Annotated in this window: 15 protein-coding genes; 5 read left to right on the top strand and 10 right to left on the bottom strand. The window is 67.6% G+C overall.

The features are described 5' to 3' along the window. Positions 1-58: 58 nt before the first annotated feature. Both rlmN and ndk read right to left on the bottom strand, forming a co-directional pair. Entirely contained in the window at positions 59-1,258 is a 1,200-nt protein-coding gene (gene rlmN, locus ACQYVW_RS00575) for a dual-specificity RNA methyltransferase RlmN (protein ID WP_434945690.1), read from the bottom strand. 27 nt (positions 1,259-1,285) lie between these two features. Beyond that, complete coding sequence (gene ndk, locus ACQYVW_RS00570) at positions 1,286-1,711, bottom strand: nucleoside-diphosphate kinase (protein WP_434945689.1); 426 nt, start codon at positions 1,709-1,711, stop codon at positions 1,286-1,288. A 195-nt stretch (positions 1,712-1,906) separates the two neighbouring features. Here ndk and ACQYVW_RS00565 point away from each other — a divergent pair, with 195 nt between their 5' ends. The 3 genes from ACQYVW_RS00565 to ACQYVW_RS00555 are packed head-to-tail and all read left to right on the top strand — an operon-like array spanning position 1,907 to position 6,158. Next, positions 1,907-2,521, top strand: coding sequence for a TetR/AcrR family transcriptional regulator (locus ACQYVW_RS00565; protein ID WP_434945688.1), 615 nt, complete (start codon positions 1,907-1,909; stop codon positions 2,519-2,521). 32 nt (positions 2,522-2,553) lie between these two features. Continuing rightward, entirely contained in the window at positions 2,554-4,926 is a 2,373-nt protein-coding gene (locus ACQYVW_RS00560; RefSeq protein WP_434945687.1) for a 3-hydroxyacyl-CoA dehydrogenase/enoyl-CoA hydratase family protein, read from the top strand. Between the two features lie 26 nt (positions 4,927-4,952). After that, positions 4,953-6,158 carry an acetyl-CoA C-acyltransferase gene (locus ACQYVW_RS00555; RefSeq protein WP_434945686.1) on the top strand — a complete coding sequence of 402 codons (1,206 nt, stop codon included), beginning with the start codon at positions 4,953-4,955 and terminating at the stop codon, positions 6,156-6,158. 139 nt (positions 6,159-6,297) lie between these two features. Here ACQYVW_RS00555 and galU read toward each other — a convergent pair whose 3' ends face one another. The 8 genes from galU to cmk form a co-directional block, all read right to left on the bottom strand. Beyond that, positions 6,298-7,200 (bottom strand): UTP--glucose-1-phosphate uridylyltransferase GalU, encoded by a 903-nt coding sequence (gene galU / locus ACQYVW_RS00550; RefSeq protein WP_434945685.1) that lies wholly within the window; start codon positions 7,198-7,200, stop codon positions 6,298-6,300. Further along, entirely contained in the window at positions 7,197-9,107 is a 1,911-nt protein-coding gene (locus ACQYVW_RS00545) for a polysaccharide biosynthesis protein (protein WP_434945684.1), read from the bottom strand. Before ACQYVW_RS00545 ends, galU begins: the two co-directional genes overlap by 4 nt. 2 nt (positions 9,108-9,109) lie before the next feature. Then, complete coding sequence (locus tag ACQYVW_RS00540; RefSeq protein ID WP_434933110.1) at positions 9,110-10,123, bottom strand: MraY family glycosyltransferase; 1,014 nt, start codon at positions 10,121-10,123, stop codon at positions 9,110-9,112. A gap of 1 nt (position 10,124) precedes the next feature. After that, complete coding sequence (gene lapB / locus ACQYVW_RS00535; RefSeq protein ID WP_434933086.1) at positions 10,125-11,303, bottom strand: lipopolysaccharide assembly protein LapB; 1,179 nt, start codon at positions 11,301-11,303, stop codon at positions 10,125-10,127. 3 nt (positions 11,304-11,306) lie between these two features. Next, positions 11,307-11,576, bottom strand: a complete 270-nt coding sequence (locus ACQYVW_RS00530; RefSeq protein WP_434945683.1) for a LapA family protein — start codon at positions 11,574-11,576, stop codon at positions 11,307-11,309. 24 nt (positions 11,577-11,600) lie between these two features. Then, positions 11,601-11,903 (bottom strand): integration host factor subunit beta, encoded by a 303-nt coding sequence (locus ACQYVW_RS00525; protein ID WP_434933084.1) that lies wholly within the window; start codon positions 11,901-11,903, stop codon positions 11,601-11,603. Between the two features lie 111 nt (positions 11,904-12,014). Beyond that, complete coding sequence (gene rpsA, locus ACQYVW_RS00520; RefSeq protein ID WP_434945682.1) at positions 12,015-13,703, bottom strand: 30S ribosomal protein S1; 1,689 nt, start codon at positions 13,701-13,703, stop codon at positions 12,015-12,017. A 214-nt stretch (positions 13,704-13,917) separates the two neighbouring features. Next, a complete protein-coding gene (gene cmk, locus ACQYVW_RS00515) occupies positions 13,918-14,589 on the bottom strand; it encodes a (d)CMP kinase (protein WP_434945681.1) in 672 nt (223 codons plus the stop codon). A gap of 156 nt (positions 14,590-14,745) precedes the next feature. Between cmk and ykgO the strand changes: the two genes are divergently transcribed. Together ykgO and ACQYVW_RS00505 are read left to right on the top strand one after the other, a co-directional pair. Next, positions 14,746-14,871, top strand: coding sequence for a type B 50S ribosomal protein L36 (gene ykgO / locus ACQYVW_RS00510; RefSeq protein WP_010342887.1), 126 nt, complete (start codon positions 14,746-14,748; stop codon positions 14,869-14,871). A 210-nt stretch (positions 14,872-15,081) separates the two neighbouring features. Beyond that, complete coding sequence (locus tag ACQYVW_RS00505) at positions 15,082-15,408, top strand: hypothetical protein (protein WP_434945680.1); 327 nt, start codon at positions 15,082-15,084, stop codon at positions 15,406-15,408. Positions 15,409-15,423 lie beyond the last annotated feature (15 nt).

Here is a 15,423-nt window from a genome sequence, read left to right as displayed (position 1 = left end):
GGTCAGCCGCGAACAGCCGCTGGCGACCAGCGCCAGAACGACCGCCAGCAGCCAACCGTCACGCAACCGCATCGCTGCCCCCGACCTCCCCGATCCTCTTGCGGAACTCCGCCTGGCGCCGGGTGCGATCCATCACCTGGCCCTTGAGCTGGCCGCACGCGGCATCGATGTCGTCGCCGCGGGTCCGGCGCACCGGGGCGATGCGACCAGCTTCGTTGAGCAGCTTCTGGAAACGGCGGATCACCACGTCGTCCGGGCGCGCGTAGCGGGTCCCGGGGAACGGGTTGAACGGGATCAGGTTGACCTTGGCCGCGTCCTTCATCTGCAGCCGGTTGTCGAAGTCGCGCATCAGCCGGACCAGCTGGCGCGCATGCTCGGGCTGGTCGTTGACGTCCTTCATCAGGGTGTATTCGAACGTCACCGACTCTCCGCGTTTGCGCTGCGCATAGCGCACGCAGGCGTCCATCAGCTCGGCGATCGGGTACTTCTTGTTCAGCGGCACCAGGGTGGTGCGCAGCTCGTCGGTGGGCGCATGCAGCGACACCGCCAGCGAGACGTCGCTGACCTCGGCCAGCTGGTCGATCTGCGGGACCAGGCCGGAGGTCGACAGGGTCACGCGCTTGTTGGCCAGGCCGTAGCCGAGATCGTCGCGCATCACGCTCATCGCGCGCACGACGTTGTCGAAGTTCATCAGCGGCTCGCCCATGCCCATCATCACCACGTTGGTGAGGCGGCGCTGCTTGTGCGGGACATTGCCGAGGTGGCGCGCGGCCACCCACACCTGACCAATGATCTCGGCGGTGCTGAGGTTGCGGTTGAAACCCTGGGTGGCGGTGGAGCAGAAGGTGCAGTTGAGCCCGCAACCGACCTGCGAGGACACGCACAGCGTGCCCCGGCCCTTGTCGGGGATGTAGACGGTCTCGATGGCGTTGTTGCCGTCCATGCCCAGCAGCCACTTGTGGGTGCCGTCGGCGGAAGGCTTGTCGAACTGGACCTGCGGCACGCGCACCTGCGCATGCGCGTGCAGCTTGGCGCGCAGCGCCTTGCCCAGGTCGGTCATCTCGTCGAAGTCGGTGACGTGGCGGTGATGGATCCACTTCATCACCTGGTGCGCGCGAAAACGCTTCTCGCCGAGCGTGTCGGCGAAAAAGTCCTCCAGACCGGTGCGGTCGAGGTCCAGCAGATTCTGCTTGGCGGCGGTTTCGGTCACTTGCACTTCAGGTTTCGGTATCGGGACGCTTGCCACGGACCGGCGCATGGGCGCGATCCGTGGCAGGCGCGACGGTCAACGCGCGTAGACGTCGGTCGCCGGGAAGAAGTACGCGATCTCCACCGCAGCGGTTTCCGCCGCGTCCGACCCGTGCACCGCATTGGCGTCGATGCTGTCGGCGAAGTCGGCGCGGATCGTGCCCGCGGCGGCTTCCTTGGGATTGGTCGCGCCCATCAGTTCGCGGTTCCTGGCGATGGCGTTCTCGCCCTCGAGGACCTGGATCATCACCGGGCCGCTGATCATGAACTCGACCAGCGCGTTGAAGAACGGACGCTCGCGGTGCACGGCGTAGAAGCCTTCGGCTTCCTTGCGCGAGAGCTGCTTCATCTTCGAAGCCACGACCTTCAGGCCGCCCTTCTCGAAGCGGGTATAGATTTCGCCGATGACGTTCTTGGCAACGGCATCGGGCTTGATGATCGACAGGGTGCGCTCCAGCGCCATGGATCCTCTCCGGGCAGGGGGCCGCTCGCTGTGGAGCGACCAGATTAACATGGAAAAACCCGCGTGTGGACGCGGGTTTAGCCGACAAGGCTACGGTAATTCTATCGGATTGCACGGCAATGCAGCAGCCCCCGTTTGCACACGGCCCGGCCCGGCCTTAAGATCAAACAAGCGTTTGAATAAACGAGGTGGCGGGTGACGGGGCAACAGTTCTCGACCAAGGAGCGGATCCTGGGGGCAGCCGAGGAGCTGTTTGCCCAGCACGGCTTCTCCGGCACCTCGCTGCGCCAGGTGACCAGCCGCGCCGACGTCAACATCGCAGCGGTCAATTACCACTTCGGCAGCAAGGAGAACCTGGTCAACGAGGTCTTTCGCAGGCGGATGGACGTGATGAGCAGCCAGCGCCTGGAGCGCCTGCGCCTCGCCCTGGCCGACTGCCCGGGCGAACTCGAGCCGGTCCTGGCCGCCTTCGTGGAACCCGCCCTGGACATGGCCCAGGACCGCCACGGCGGCGCCTTCATCCGGGTCATCGCGCGCGCCTACGCCGAGAAGAACGAGGGCCTGCGCAAGTTCCTGTCCGACCAGTACGGGCATGTGCAGCGCGAGTTCGCCCGCGCCCTGGCCACCTGCCTGCCCCACCTGGACAAGGAGCAACTGTACTGGCGCCTGGACTTCCTGGGCGGGGCGCTGACCTACGCCATGGCCGACTTCGGCCTCATCAAGCGACCGCAGGGGGTCAGCGAGGCCGCCCATCGCCAGCACGCGGCCCAGGAGCTGATCCGCTTTTCCGCAGCAGGCTTCAAGGCCTGATTTTTTCTTTTACGAACAGATGGATACCGAACATGTCTGAGAAACTGCTTGTACGCCGGGCCGCGGTGCTGGGTGCTGGCGTGATGGGCGCGCAGATCGCCGCGCACCTCACCAACGCCGGCGTCGACACGGTGCTGTTCGACCTGCCTGCCAAGGACGGGGATCCAAACGGCGTCGTCAGCAAGGCGCTGGCCAACCTGGCCAAGCTCAGCCCCGCCCCCCTGGCCAGCCGCTCGCTGGCCGAAGCCATCACCCCGGCCAACTACGAGACCGGGCTGGAGCTGCTGCAGGGCTGCGACCTCATCATCGAGGCGATCGCCGAGCGGATGGACTGGAAGCAGGACCTGTACCGCAAGATCGCCCCCTTCGTGGCCCCGCACGCGGTGCTCGCCAGCAATACGTCTGGCCTTGGAATCAACAAGTTGGCGGAAGTTCTTCCCGAACAACTTCGCCCGCGGTTCTGCGGCGTCCACTTCTTCAACCCGCCCCGCTACATGCACCTGGCCGAGCTGATCCCCGCCCGGGGCACCGACAAGGCGGTGCTGCAGGGGCTGGAGGGCTTTCTGACCAGCACCCTGGGCAAGGGCGTGGTCTATGCGAAGGACACCCCCAACTTCATCGGCAACCGCATCGGCGTGTTCTCGATCCTGGCCACGGCCCACCACACGGCCGAGTCGGGCCTGGGCTTCGACGAGGTGGACGCCATCACCGGCCCGCTGATCGGCCGTCCCAAGTCGGCGACCTACCGCACCTCCGATGTCGTCGGCCTGGACACCATGGCCCATGTCATCAAGACCATGGCCGACACCCTGCCCGACGACCCCTGGCACCAGTACTTCGAGTCGCCCAAGTGGCTGGAGGCCCTGATCGCCAAGAGCGCGCTGGGCCAGAAGACCGGTGCCGGCGTGTTCCGCAAGGTCGGCAAGGACATCGTGGTGCTCGATCTGGAGAAGCAGGACTACCGTCCCGCCGACCGCCAGGCCGCGCCCGAGGTGGTCGAGATCCTCAAGACGAAGAACCCGGCCGAGAAGTTCCGGAAGCTGCGCGAGAGCCAGCACCCGCAGGCGCAGTTCCTGTGGGCGGTGTTCCGCGACCTGTTCCACTACAGCGCCTACCACCTGGCCGACATCGCCGAGACCGCGCGCGACGTGGACCTCGCCATCCGCTGGGGCTATGGCTGGTCGCTGGGCCCGTTCGAGACCTGGCAGGCCGCCGGCTGGAAGCAGGTGGCGGGCTGGATCGCCGAGGACATCACCAGCGGCAAGGCGATGAGCAGCGCGCCCCTGCCCGACTGGGTGTTCGACGGCCGCGAAGGCGTGCATGCCGCCGAGGGCAGCTACAGCCCGGTGCAGGACGCCAAGCTGCCGCGCTCGGCGCTGCCGGTCTACAAGCGCCAGCGCTTCCCCGATCCGCTGCTGGGCGAGACCTTCGCCCAGGGCGAGACCGTGTTCGAGAACGACGGCGTGCGCCTGTGGACCGACGGCGACGATGTCGGCGTGGTCTCGTTCAAGACCAAGCTGCACACCGTCTCCGACCAGGTGCTCGACGGCCTGCAGGAAGCGATCGGCATCGCCGAGAAGAAGTTCGCCGGCCTCGTGATCTGGCAGCCGAAGGAGCCCTTCTCCGCCGGTGCCGACCTGGCCGGCGCGCTCGGCCTGCTGCAGGCCGGCAAGGTCGATGCCTTCGAGGCGATGGTGGCCAACTTCCAGGCCACCAGCCAGCGCATCAAGTACTCGCTGGTGCCCGTGGTGGCCGCGGTGCGCGGCCTGGCGCTGGGTGGCGGCTGCGAGTTCCAGATGCACAGCGCCCGCACGGTTGCCCACCTGGAAAGCTATATCGGCCTGGTCGAGGCGGGCGTGGGCCTGCTGCCGGCCGGCGGCGGCCTCAAGGAGCTGGCGGCGCGCGCCTCGCAGGCGGCAGGTCCGGGCGGCGACGTGTTCGCCGAGCTGAAGAAGACCTTCGAGACCATTGCGATGGGCAAGGTTTCGACTTCGGCGGTCGAGGCGAAGGAACTGGGCCTGATGCGCACCGGCGACAAGGTCGCGTTCAATGCCTACGAACTGCTGCATATCGCAAAGCAAGAGGCCCGCGGCCTGGCGGAGACCGGCTACCGCCCGCCCCTGCCCGCGCGCCGCATCCGCGTCGCCGGCGACGTCGGCATCGCCACCTTCAAGATGCTGCTGGTGAACATGCTCGAGGGCCGCTTCATCAGCGAGTACGACTACGAGATCGCCAGCCGCATCGCCACCGTGCTGTGCGGCGGCGAGGTCGACCGCGGCGCGGTGGTGGACGAGGAGTGGCTGCTCAGGCTCGAGCGCCAGCACTTCGTCGAGCTCGCCCAGCAGGAGAAAACGCAGGCGCGCATCGCCCACATGCTCAAGACCGGCAAGCCGCTGCGCAACTGACCGACGACGACACAGGACACAGAATCATGAGCAAGCAAGTACAAGAGGCCTACATCGTCGCCGCCACCCGCACCCCGGTGGGCAAGGCGCCCAAGGGCGTGTTCCGCAACACCCGACCCGACGACATGCTCGCGCACGTGCTGCGCAGCGTGGTGGCGCAGGCGCCGGGGATCGATCTCTCGCGCATCGACGACGCCATCATCGGCTGCGCCATGCCCGAGGGCGAGCAAGGCATGAACGTGGCGCGCATCGGCCTGCTGCTGGCCGGCCTGCCCAACACCATTGCCGCGCAGACGATCAACCGCTTCTGTTCCTCCGGCCTGCAGGCCGTGGCGCTGGCGGCCGACCAGATCCGCCTGGGCAACGCCGACCTGATGCTGGCCGGCGGCACCGAGTCGATGTCGATGGTGCCGATGATGGGCAACAAGGTCGCCCTCTCCCCGTCGGTGTTCAAGGACGACCATGTCGCCATCGCCTACGGCATGGGCATCACCGCCGAGAAGGTGGCCGAGGAGTGGAAGGTCTCGCGCGAGGCGCAGGACGCGTTCGCTGTCGAGTCGCACCGCAAGGCGCTGGCCGCGCAGGCCGCCGGTGAGTTCAAGGACGAGATCACCCCCTACGAGGTCGTTTCCCACCTGCCGGACCTCGCCGGCAACACGGTGCGCCTGAAGAAGACGATGGTCGAGCACGATGAAGGCCCGCGCGTGGACACCTCCGCCGAAGGCCTGGCGAAGCTGCGTCCTGTGTTCCGCAACGGCCAGTTCGGCGGTTCGGTCACGGCCGGCAACTCCTCGCAGATGAGCGACGGCGCTGGCGCGGTGCTGCTGGCCTCCGAGCAGGCGATCAAGGACCACGGCCTGACGCCCCTCGCCCGCTTCGTCAGCTTCTCGGTCGCGGGCGTGCGTCCCGAAGTCATGGGCATCGGCCCGATCGCGGCGATCCCCAAGGCCCTCAAACAGGCCGGCCTGAGCAAGGACCAACTCGACTGGATCGAGCTCAACGAAGCTTTCGCCGCGCAGGCACTCGCGGTGATCCAGGATTCGCAGCTCGACGCGTCCAAGGTCAATCCGCTTGGGGGTGCGATCGCCCTGGGCCATCCGCTTGGTGCCACCGGCGCCGTGCGTACGGCGACCATCGTGCATGGCATGCGCCGCCGCCAGCACAAGTACGGCATGGTGACGATGTGCATCGGCACGGGCATGGGTGCGGCCGGAGTCTTCGAAGCGCTCTGATTGCGCTTGCGAACTAGGAAACGGCCCCTTCAGGGCCGTCTCCTTGTCTGCCGCGGCAAGCGGCCGGCGTCCCGCATCGGCACGGGCCAGACACCTGCAGACGGCGGACGCTCCTGCCGCCTGCGGCCGCGCCGCTACGTCAGTTGAGTTCGGTCACGCCGAGTTCGCGCAGGGCGTTCGCCATCGCATCGCGGGCCGCGTCGCTGATCTTCTCGTGGTCCAGCGCGAAACGGATGGTCGCCTCGACCAGGCCGATATGCGTGCCGCAATCGAAGCGCGTACCGCGGAAGCGGTAGGCATCGATCTGCTGCTCGGCCAGCAGGCTGGCGATCGCGTCGGTGAGCTGGATCTCGCCGCCGGCGCCACGGCCGGTCTTTTCCAGATGTTCGAAGATGCCGCCGGGCAGGATGTAGCGGCCGACCACGGCCAGCGTACTGGGCGCCGCCTCGGGACTGGGCTTCTCCACCATGCGGCGGATGGCGCCATGGCGGTCGTGGAAGCCCTCGGTCTGCACGATGCCGTAGCTGCCGGTCTGCTCGCGCGGCACGTCCTGCACCGCGATCGCACCGACCCCGTGGGCCTCGGCATGGTCGGCCATCTGCTTGAGCGCTCCGTCGCCGCTGCGATTCCAGATCAGGTCGTCCGGCAGCAGGACGGCGAACGGTTCGTTGCCGACCACCGGCTTGGCGCACAGCACCGCGTGGCCCAGACCGAGCGCTTCGGCCTGGGTGACGAACACCGCCTGCACGCCCCTGGGCAGCACGTGACGCACCAGCTCGAGCTGCTCCTGCTTGCCGGCCTTCTCGAGCTTCTGCTCGAGTTCGTAGGCCTTGTCGAAGTAATCGGCCACGGCGTGCTTGTAGCGGTTGGTCACGAACACCAGGGTGTCGCACCCCGCTTCCACCGCTTCGTCTACCGCGTACTGGATCAGCGGCCGGTCGACGATCGGCAGCATTTCCTTGGGGACGGTCTTGGTCGCGGGGAGGAACCGCGTCCCCAGTCCTGCCACCGGGAACACTGCCTTGCGAATGCGTTGACTCATATCCTGCGTGCCTGTCTAGCGGGGAATGCCACGACCGTGCCGGTGCCGTCGCGCTCTTCAGCGGCCCGCGCGGGCTGGAATTCCGGCAGGGCTTCGCGCAGCAGCCGGCCCAGCGCCTCCACGTCGAAGGCGACCGACGCTTCCCGCAGACCGGCCAGCGCCGACTGGATCTTCTCGCGCGAAACCGAGCGCGCCTCGGCCTGCAGGATCTTGGGATGCAGCGTCGGCCGATAACGCTCGTCGGCATGGAACAGCGTCTCGTGCAGTTTCTCGCCAGGCCGCAATCCGGTGTAGACGATGGCGATGTCGCGCCCCGGCTGCTTGCCGGCAAGACGGATCATCTGCTCGGCCAGCAACCGGATCGGCACCGGCTCGCCCATGTCCAGGGTGTAGACCGCTTCGCGGGAACCGATCGCCACCGACTGCATGATCAGCTGGCAGGCCTCCGGGATGGTCATGAAGTAGCGGGTCACTTCCGGATCGGTCACCGTCACCGGGCCGCCGTTGCGGATCTGCTCCCGGAACACCGGGACCACGCTGCCGGCCGAATCCAGCACATTGCCGAAGCGCACCGTCACGAAATGCGTGCCGTCAGGCTCTGCGAGGGCCTGGCAGACCATCTCGGCCAGCCGCTTGGTCGCCCCGAGCACGTTGACCGGATCGACCGCCTTGTCGGTGGAGATCAGCACGAAAGTGCCGACCTTCGCGGCTGCGGATTCCCGGGCGACCACCTCGGTGGCCAGCACGTTGTTGCGCACCGCCTCTCGCAGCTGTCCCTCCAGGACCGGGACCTGCTTGTAGGCGGCCGCATGGAACACCGCGTCCGGGTTGCACAGGCGCAGGGCGTGCCGCATCACCGCGGGGTCGCCGCAGTCGCCCAGCACTGGGATGCACTGGATCTGAGGAAAGTCCCGCCGGAGTTCGGACTCGGCCACGATCAGGGCAAGTTCGTCGATCTCGATCAAGGCGATCCGGCTGGCGCCGTGGCGGGCGCATTGCCGGCACAACTCGCCCCCGATCGAGCCGCCCGCGCCGGTCACCAGCACGCTGCGGCCGCCAAGCCAGCCGCGGATCGCCTTCCAGTCGGGGGTTACCGGCTGCCTGCCAAGCAGGTCTTCGATTGCCACTTCCTTGAGTTCGCCCGGCAGCGAGCGCCCTTCGAGCATGTCGTCCAGGCGCGGAACGGTGCGGAACGGCAGCCCGGTCTGTTCGCAGGCCGCCACCACGCGGCGCATGGTGGGCGCGTCGACCGACGGCATGGCGATGACCAGCAGCCCGGCGGCGGTTTCCGGCGCGATCCGCGCCACGTCCTCCACCTTGCCGAGCACCGGAATGCCCTGCAGGCGGCTGCCGCGCAACTTGGCCGCATCGTCCAGGAAGCCGACCGGATCGTAGGCACCGGCGCGGCGCAGGTCGCGGACCAGGGTCTCACCGGCCTGGCCCGCGCCCAGGATCAGCACCCGGATCGAAGCCTTGTCGGTACGCGCGATGCTGTGGTCCTTCCACGCCCGGTACAGCAGCCTGGGCATGCCCAGCATCGCGGTCAGCAGCAATGGATACAGCAGCAGGACCGAGCGCGGCACCTGGTCCAGCCGGTTGTAGACGAACAGGGCCAGCATGATCGCCATCAGGCCGATCACCGACGCCTTGAGGATGTTCAGCAGGTCGGGGAGGCTGGCGAAGCGCCACACGCCGCGATACAGACCCACCTGCCAGAACACGGCGCCCTGTGCCACGAGCACCAGGAACACCTCGACCGCCGTCAGGCCGGGCGCGGCGTTGAGCGGCTGCAACGCATAGCGGAACTGGTGCAATGCCAGCCAGCACAGCCACACCATGCCCAAGTCATGTGCGACCACAGCCAGTCGCGGCAGGGTGACCGCGACCCGATCCTTCATGCTGAGCATCTTCAGGGCTTCCCGTCTCCGAGGGTGTCTGGATTCCTATCCATGGAACGTACGCGCGACAGCTTCCAAGCCATCCCCCCCAGGACAAGAAACGTTGCGTAGCACACCATGATAAGCGCGACACTCGATGAACGCATGGCAAATGTTGCCAGCGAGGCTCCCGCCGCCGCACATGCATAGGACAAGGTAACGGGCACGTGGCCATGCCGTCTTGCCCAGGCCTGATAGGCGTGCTGGGTATGCGCTTCCCACCAGCGTTCGCCTCTTACAATGCGCGAAAGCAGCGTCAAGGTAGCGTCAAGCAGGAACGGAAGCAGGGGCAACAGCAGCAGCATTCTCGCCGAGGGCTCGGCCCGCAGGGACGACAGGGCCAGCAGTGCCGCCAGCGCGTAACCCAGTGCGCCGCTTCCCACATCGCCCAAGAACACTCTCGCGCGCGGAAAATTGAAGGGCAGGAAGCCGCACGCCCCTGCCGCGAGCGCCAGGCCCAACCACAGCACCGGCCCCTGCGCGGCGAACAGGCCATAGGCGATCGCTACCAGCGCCGCCTGGCTGGCTGCGATGCCGTCGATGCCATCCATGAAGTTCCAGACATTGACCAGCACAACCACGGCCAAGGCCGCGGTCGCCAGGTCGAGCGCGCCTGCGCCGGCATGCCAGAGTCCGGTGCAGAGCAGCCCGGCAGCCAATACGTGCACGGCCAGGCGCCATGTCGCCGGCAGTGGACGGTGGTCGTCGATCCATCCGATGCCCGCCACCAGCAGCAGGCCCGCCCCTGCCCAAGCCAGTTCGTTCGCACGCGCAGGCGCATGCAGCGCCAGGGCCAGCATCGCGGCCAGCAACACCAGCACGATCGAGACCCCACCGCCGCGTGGCGTGGCCTGACGGTGGCTGCGCCGTTCGCCAGGCTGGTCGATCAGCTGGCGGCGCAGCGCATAACCACGAGCGAGCCACGTGCCGAGGCCGCCCAACCCGAGTCCCGCCAGCAGCCAGATCGCAAGCCCGCCCCAGGCCACGTCAGACAACGGCGTAATTCAGCAATGGTTTGATGGTGCCCCACTCCTTGCAGCTCGGACACTGCCAGTGGTGGCTGCGCGCGCCGAAGCCGCAACGGTTGCAGCGATAGCTGGGATTGCGCACCAGCAACTGCTCGGTGATCAGGCGCAGGTCCTGCAGCGTCGCGGCAAAGCCGGTGTCCTCGGCCAGGGTCAGGTCGATCAGCGCCGCTTCGCCGCGAACCGAAGGACGATCCTTGAGCTGCTGGGCCAGGTAACTGCGCGCCGCCGGCACCCCGTCCTGCTCCTCCAGCAACCGCGCCAACGCGAGGACAGGGGCGATGCCGCGATAGTGCTCGCTCATCTCCGCCAGGAACTTGCGTGCGCCGGAGGCGTCCCCTACCCGCCCGTAGGCGGCAAGCAGGGCCGGCAGCACTTCGGGCAGGAAGTCGGTGTCGTGGCGCGCAGCACGTTCATAGGCCCGGATCGCGGCGGCATCGTTGCCTGCGTCGGTCTCCAGGCGGCCTTCGAGGATGCCGGCGCGCACCGACTTGGAATCGGCGGCATAGGCACGCACCACCGCCGCCCGCGCGCCATCGCCATCGCCGGCCAGACGCAGACGGTCGGCGAGTTCGCATTCGAAATGCGCGATCAGCTTGCCCATGGGTTCGCCGGTCGCAGCCTCGTAGCGGGTCGCGTTCTCGATGGCCTTGGCCCAGTCGCGCTCGGCCTGGTAGATCCCGATCAGGTGGCGCAGCGCCTGGGGTGCGCGCTGGTCGATCCTGGCCAGATCGGTGAACACGACCTCGGCACGGTCCAGCAGGCCCGATTTCATGTAGTCCTCGCCCAGCGCCAGCAGCGCCTGCACCTTCTGCTGGTCGCTCAGGTCCGGCCGCTGCGCCAGCCCCTGGTGGAGGCGGATCGCGCGGTCGACCTCGCCGCGACGGCGGAACAGGTGTCCGAGCGCGAGCTGGGTTTCGAAGGTCTCCTTGTCGAGCTCGGCGATATGCAGGAACAGCTCGATCGCCTTGTCCGGCTGCTCGTTGAGCAGATAGTTCAGGCCGCGGAAATACGTAGTGGAGAGCCGGCTCACCTGCGTGTCGCTGTGGCGCTCGCCGCCACGCCGGCCGATCACCCAGCCGCTGAGCGCGGCCAGGGGCAGCAGCAGGAAGAACCAGAACCACTCGGTGACGAATGCCATGGCTCAGACTCCGGTGTCATGGGGGAAAGGCGGCGCGTCGTCGCGCCCGCGCTTGCGTTCGAGGTCGCGGCGCAGCGGCACGATCACGCCCAGCGCCAGCGCCAGTCCGCCGACGATCGCGCCCAGCAGTACCGCCGAGAGCAGTGCCACCCCAAGGCCAGGGTGCAGCACCGCGACGCCGAGATCGAGGGCGACCGATTGTGGATTGAGTGCGCCAAGGACGATGCCCAGCGCGATGAAGACGGTGGCGAAGAGGATCCGGAGCAGTCGCATGCGCTGCAGACGGGCGCGACGCGCCTAGTCCTCGAGCGGCAGCGGAACCACCGCGGTGACGCGCTCGCGCAGCTCCTTGCCGGGCTTGAAATGGGGGACGTGCTTGCCGGGCAGCGCAACCGCCTCGCCCGTCTTGGGATTGCGACCGGTGCGGGGCGGGCGGAAATGCAGCGAGAAGCTGCCGAAGCCGCGGATCTCGATCCGTTCGCCGTTGGCCAGCGAGCCGGCCATCATCTCCAGCAGCGACTTCACCGCCAGGTCGACGTCGTCGGCCTTCAGGTGCGCCTGGCGCTGGGTGAGGATCTCGATCAGTTCCGATTTGGTCATCGTCGACGCACCCGTGGACACTCGGATGGATGGCCCGGCAGCGCCGGGCCATCCTTCTTTCCAGTCGCCCGGCCTCGCGGCCGGGCGACGCGGCTGACGCCGCAAGCCCGATTACTCGGACTTGTTCTCCAGCTGCTCGCGCAGCAGCGCGCCCAGCTTGGTGGTACCGCTGGAAGCCTCGGCCGCCACCTTGTTGTACTCGGCGAGGGTCTCGGCCGCTTCGGCCTCGTCCTTGGCGCGGATCGACAGCTGCAGGGTGCGGCTCTTGCGATCCTGGCCGATGTACTTGGCCTCGATCGAATCGCCCACCTTCAGGTGCTGGCTGGCGTCGTCGACGCGGACGTCGGCGACATCGCGCGCGGCGACGTAACCTTCCACGCCCTCGCCCAGGTCGATGACCGCACCCTTGGCGTCGACTTCCTTCACCGTGCCGGTGACCTTCGAGCCGCGCGGGTGGTTGGCCAGGAACTGGCCGTACGGATCCTGCTCGAGCTGCTTGACGCCCAGCGAGATGCGCTCGCGCTCCGGATCGACCGCCAGCACCACCGCCTCAAGGGTGTCGCCCTTCTTGAAGTTGCGCGCGACTTCCTCGCCGGTGGAGTTCCAGCTGATGTCCGAGAGGTGGATCAGGCCGTCGATGCCGCCGTCCAGACCGATGAAGATGCCGAAGTCGGTGATCGACTTGATCTGGCCCGACACCTTGTCGCCCTTCTTGTGGATGGCCGCGAAGGTCTCCCACGGATTGGACGTGACCTGCTTGATGCCCAGCGAGATGCGGCGACGCTCTTCGTCCACGTCCAGCACCATGACCTCGAGCTCGTCGCCGACCTGCACCACCTTGGACGGGTTGACGTTCTTGTTGGTCCAGTCCATCTCGGACACGTGCACCAGACCCTCGACGCCCGGCTCGATCTCGACGAACGCGCCGTAGTCGGTGACGTTGGAGACCTTGCCGAACACGCGGGTGTTGGACGGGTAGCGGCGGGCGATGTTGTCCCACGGATCCTCGCCCAGCTGCTTGAGGCCCAGGCTGACGCGGTTGCGCTCGCGGTCGTACTTGAGCACCCGCACGTCCAGCTCCTGGCCCACTTCAACGACTTCGGACGGATGGCGCACGCGCTTCCAGGCCATGTCGGTGATGTGCAGCAGGCCGTCGATGCCGCCCAGGTCGACGAACGCGCCGTAGTCGGTGAGGTTCTTGACCACGCCCTTGAGCACGGCGCCCTCGACCAGCTTCTCCATCAGCGCCTCGCGCTCCTCGGAGTGCTCGCTCTCGACGACGGCGCGGCGCGACACGACCACGTTGTTGCGCTTGCGGTCGAGCTTGATGAGCTTGAACTCGAGTTCCTTGCCCTCGAGGTACACCGGGTCGCGGACCGGGCGCACGTCGACCAGCGAACCCGGCAGGAACGCGCGGACGTCCTTGATGTCGACGGTGAAACCGCCCTTCACCTTGCCGCTGATGCGGCCGACGATGGTCTCGTTCTTCTCGAGCGCTTCTTCCAGCTCGTCCCAGACCATGGCGCGCTTGGCCTTCTCGCGCGACAGCACGGTCTCGCCGAAGCCGTTCTCGAGCGAGTCGAGGGCGACCTTGACGACGTCGCCCTCGGCGACGTCGATCTCGCCGGCGTCGTTACGGAACTGTTCGATCGGCACGATGCCTTCGGACTTGAGGCCGGCGTTGATGACGACCACGTCGGTGCGCACCTGCACGACGGTGCCGGTGACGATGGCGCCCGGCTTGAGCTTGGCCAGGTGCGACTGGCTGGCTTCGAACAGTTCTGCGAATGATTCGGTCATTTGAGTTACTCGGTTGATGACACAGACCGCTTGCCCGGTATGGGCATCACGGTCCACCCGTTTGTCGGCCGGCGCGGGATTGCGTGTGGCCGTGAGTGTTGTGGTGGAAGATCCGTCCGGGAACTTCCCGGACGGGCCGTTGTCTGCTGCACTGTCCCGATGCTCGCTGGCGGCGATCCCGGTTCAGGAAAACCTGCGACGGGCGGTGCCCCGGTTACGGCGCCACCACCTTGAGCACGCGTTCGACGACCTCGTCGATCCCCAACCCGGTAGTGTCGATGTGGACGGCATCGCTCGCCGGCCGCAGCGGCGCTACCGGACGGCTGGCGTCTCGGGCGTCGCGCGCGAGGATCTCGCGCAGCAGACCGTCCATTGTCACCGAAACCCCTTTGTCCTTCAACTGTTTATAGCGCCGCTCGGCGCGCTCGGAGGCGCTGGCCGTCAGGAACACCTTGAAAGGCGCCTCCGGGAAGATCACCGTCCCCATGTCGCGACCGTCGGCGACCAGGCCCGGCAGCTGCCGGAACGCGCGCTGGCGATCCTTGAGCGCTGTTCGCACCTCCGGAATCGCTGCGATGGCCGACGCCGCGGCGCCAGCGGTTTCGGTCCGCAGGTCATCGGTCGCATCGTGGCCATTGACCAGCACGCGCAGCTCGCCGTCGGCCGCTTCCTGGAAGTCGACCTGGGTGTCGAAGGTGCATCGGACCAGCGCGCCGTCGTCGTCGAGATCGATCCCGGCCCAGCCGGCCGCCACTCCCACCGCGCGGTACAACGCGCCGGAATCCAGGTAGTGCCAGCCCAGCTGGCGCGCCACCAGGCGGCTGATGGTGCCCTTGCCGGACCCGGAAGGGCCGTCGATGGTGAGGACGGGGACGGCGTCTGGCATGGCGATGGCTGCAGTATGGGGGCTTCAGATTATCCCGCAGGCCCGGCGCAGGCGCCCGGACCGCGCGCGGGCCTAGGCAACCGCTTGAACGCCCAGGGAAACAGCCGCTATAATGCGCGGCTTACTTTTTCAACCCCGCATTCCCCGAGGTTTCCCATGAAGGTCCTGTCCTCCCTGAAGTCGGCGAAGGCCCGTCACCGCGACTGCAAGGTCGTTCGTCGCCGTGGCAAGGTCTTCGTGATCTGCAAGTCCAACCCGCGTTTCAAGGCGCGCCAGCGCTGATCCGCGCGACCCGGCGGCCACGCGTCGCAACCGGGTCGGCAAGGCAGGCAGCAAGGGGCCGCAGCGATGCGGCCTTTTTGCGTGTCCGCGCACCGGGGCCGATCGCCCTGCGGCGTGTCGCCAACGCGGCATGACGCACGGCGCGGCAGGCGCGAATCTGCTAAAACGCCCGGGCCTACCCAACCGGTCCGCGCCAGAGGAAACCCGACCATGCGCACGACGTCCTGCCTTCTCCTGTCCGCCCTGCTGTGCTTCGCTGGCGGCGCATCCGCCGACACCCTGCTGGTCGATCGCGCGCAGCAGAAGGCGCAGGTGGCATTGCCCGAGCGTGGCCTGAGCACCAGCCAGGTGGAAGCGCGTTTCGGCGCGCCAAGCCGGCGGCTGGAGCCGCGCGGCGGGCAGAAGCGCCAGTGGCCGACCATCCACCGCTGGGTGTACCCCCAGTTCACCGTGTATTTCGAGCGCGAGCGCGTGATCGACGCAGTGCTCAACCAGGCGACCGCCAGCGAAACCGGCCCGAAGCCGGCGATCCGCTGAGCATCCGGAACAGAC

The organism is Luteimonas campi (assembly GCF_051162505.1).
Classification (GTDB): domain Bacteria; phylum Pseudomonadota; class Gammaproteobacteria; order Xanthomonadales; family Xanthomonadaceae; genus Luteimonas.
The sequence above is the reverse complement of the archived record's forward strand: the minus strand, read 5'-3'. Positions and strand labels throughout refer to the sequence as shown.

Bases quoted from the DNA above. Each gene is read 5' to 3' on its own strand.
- ndk (WP_434945689.1), bottom strand. From the start codon at position 1,711: ATGGCGCTGGAGCGCACCCTGTCGATCATCAAGCCCGATGCCGTTGCC.
- ACQYVW_RS00505 (WP_434945680.1), top strand. From the start codon at position 15,082: ATGCGCACGACGTCCTGCCTTCTCCTGTCCGCCCTGCTGTGCTTCGCT.
- galU (WP_434945685.1), bottom strand. From the start codon at position 7,200: ATGAGTCAACGCATTCGCAAGGCAGTGTTCCCGGTGGCAGGACTGGGG.
- ACQYVW_RS00525 (WP_434933084.1), bottom strand. From the start codon at position 11,903: ATGACCAAATCGGAACTGATCGAGATCCTCACCCAGCGCCAGGCGCAC.
- rlmN (WP_434945690.1), bottom strand. From the start codon at position 1,258: ATGCGCCGGTCCGTGGCAAGCGTCCCGATACCGAAACCTGAAGTGCAA.
- ACQYVW_RS00545 (WP_434945684.1), bottom strand. From the start codon at position 9,107: ATGCTCAGCATGAAGGATCGGGTCGCGGTCACCCTGCCGCGACTGGCT.
- ACQYVW_RS00555 (WP_434945686.1), top strand. From the start codon at position 4,953: ATGAGCAAGCAAGTACAAGAGGCCTACATCGTCGCCGCCACCCGCACC.
- ACQYVW_RS00560 (WP_434945687.1), top strand. From the start codon at position 2,554: ATGTCTGAGAAACTGCTTGTACGCCGGGCCGCGGTGCTGGGTGCTGGC.
- rpsA (WP_434945682.1), bottom strand. From the start codon at position 13,703: ATGACCGAATCATTCGCAGAACTGTTCGAAGCCAGCCAGTCGCACCTG.
- ACQYVW_RS00530 (WP_434945683.1), bottom strand. From the start codon at position 11,576: ATGCGACTGCTCCGGATCCTCTTCGCCACCGTCTTCATCGCGCTGGGC.
- cmk (WP_434945681.1), bottom strand. From the start codon at position 14,589: ATGCCAGACGCCGTCCCCGTCCTCACCATCGACGGCCCTTCCGGGTCC.
- lapB (WP_434933086.1), bottom strand. From the start codon at position 11,303: ATGGCATTCGTCACCGAGTGGTTCTGGTTCTTCCTGCTGCTGCCCCTG.
- ykgO (WP_010342887.1), top strand. From the start codon at position 14,746: ATGAAGGTCCTGTCCTCCCTGAAGTCGGCGAAGGCCCGTCACCGCGAC.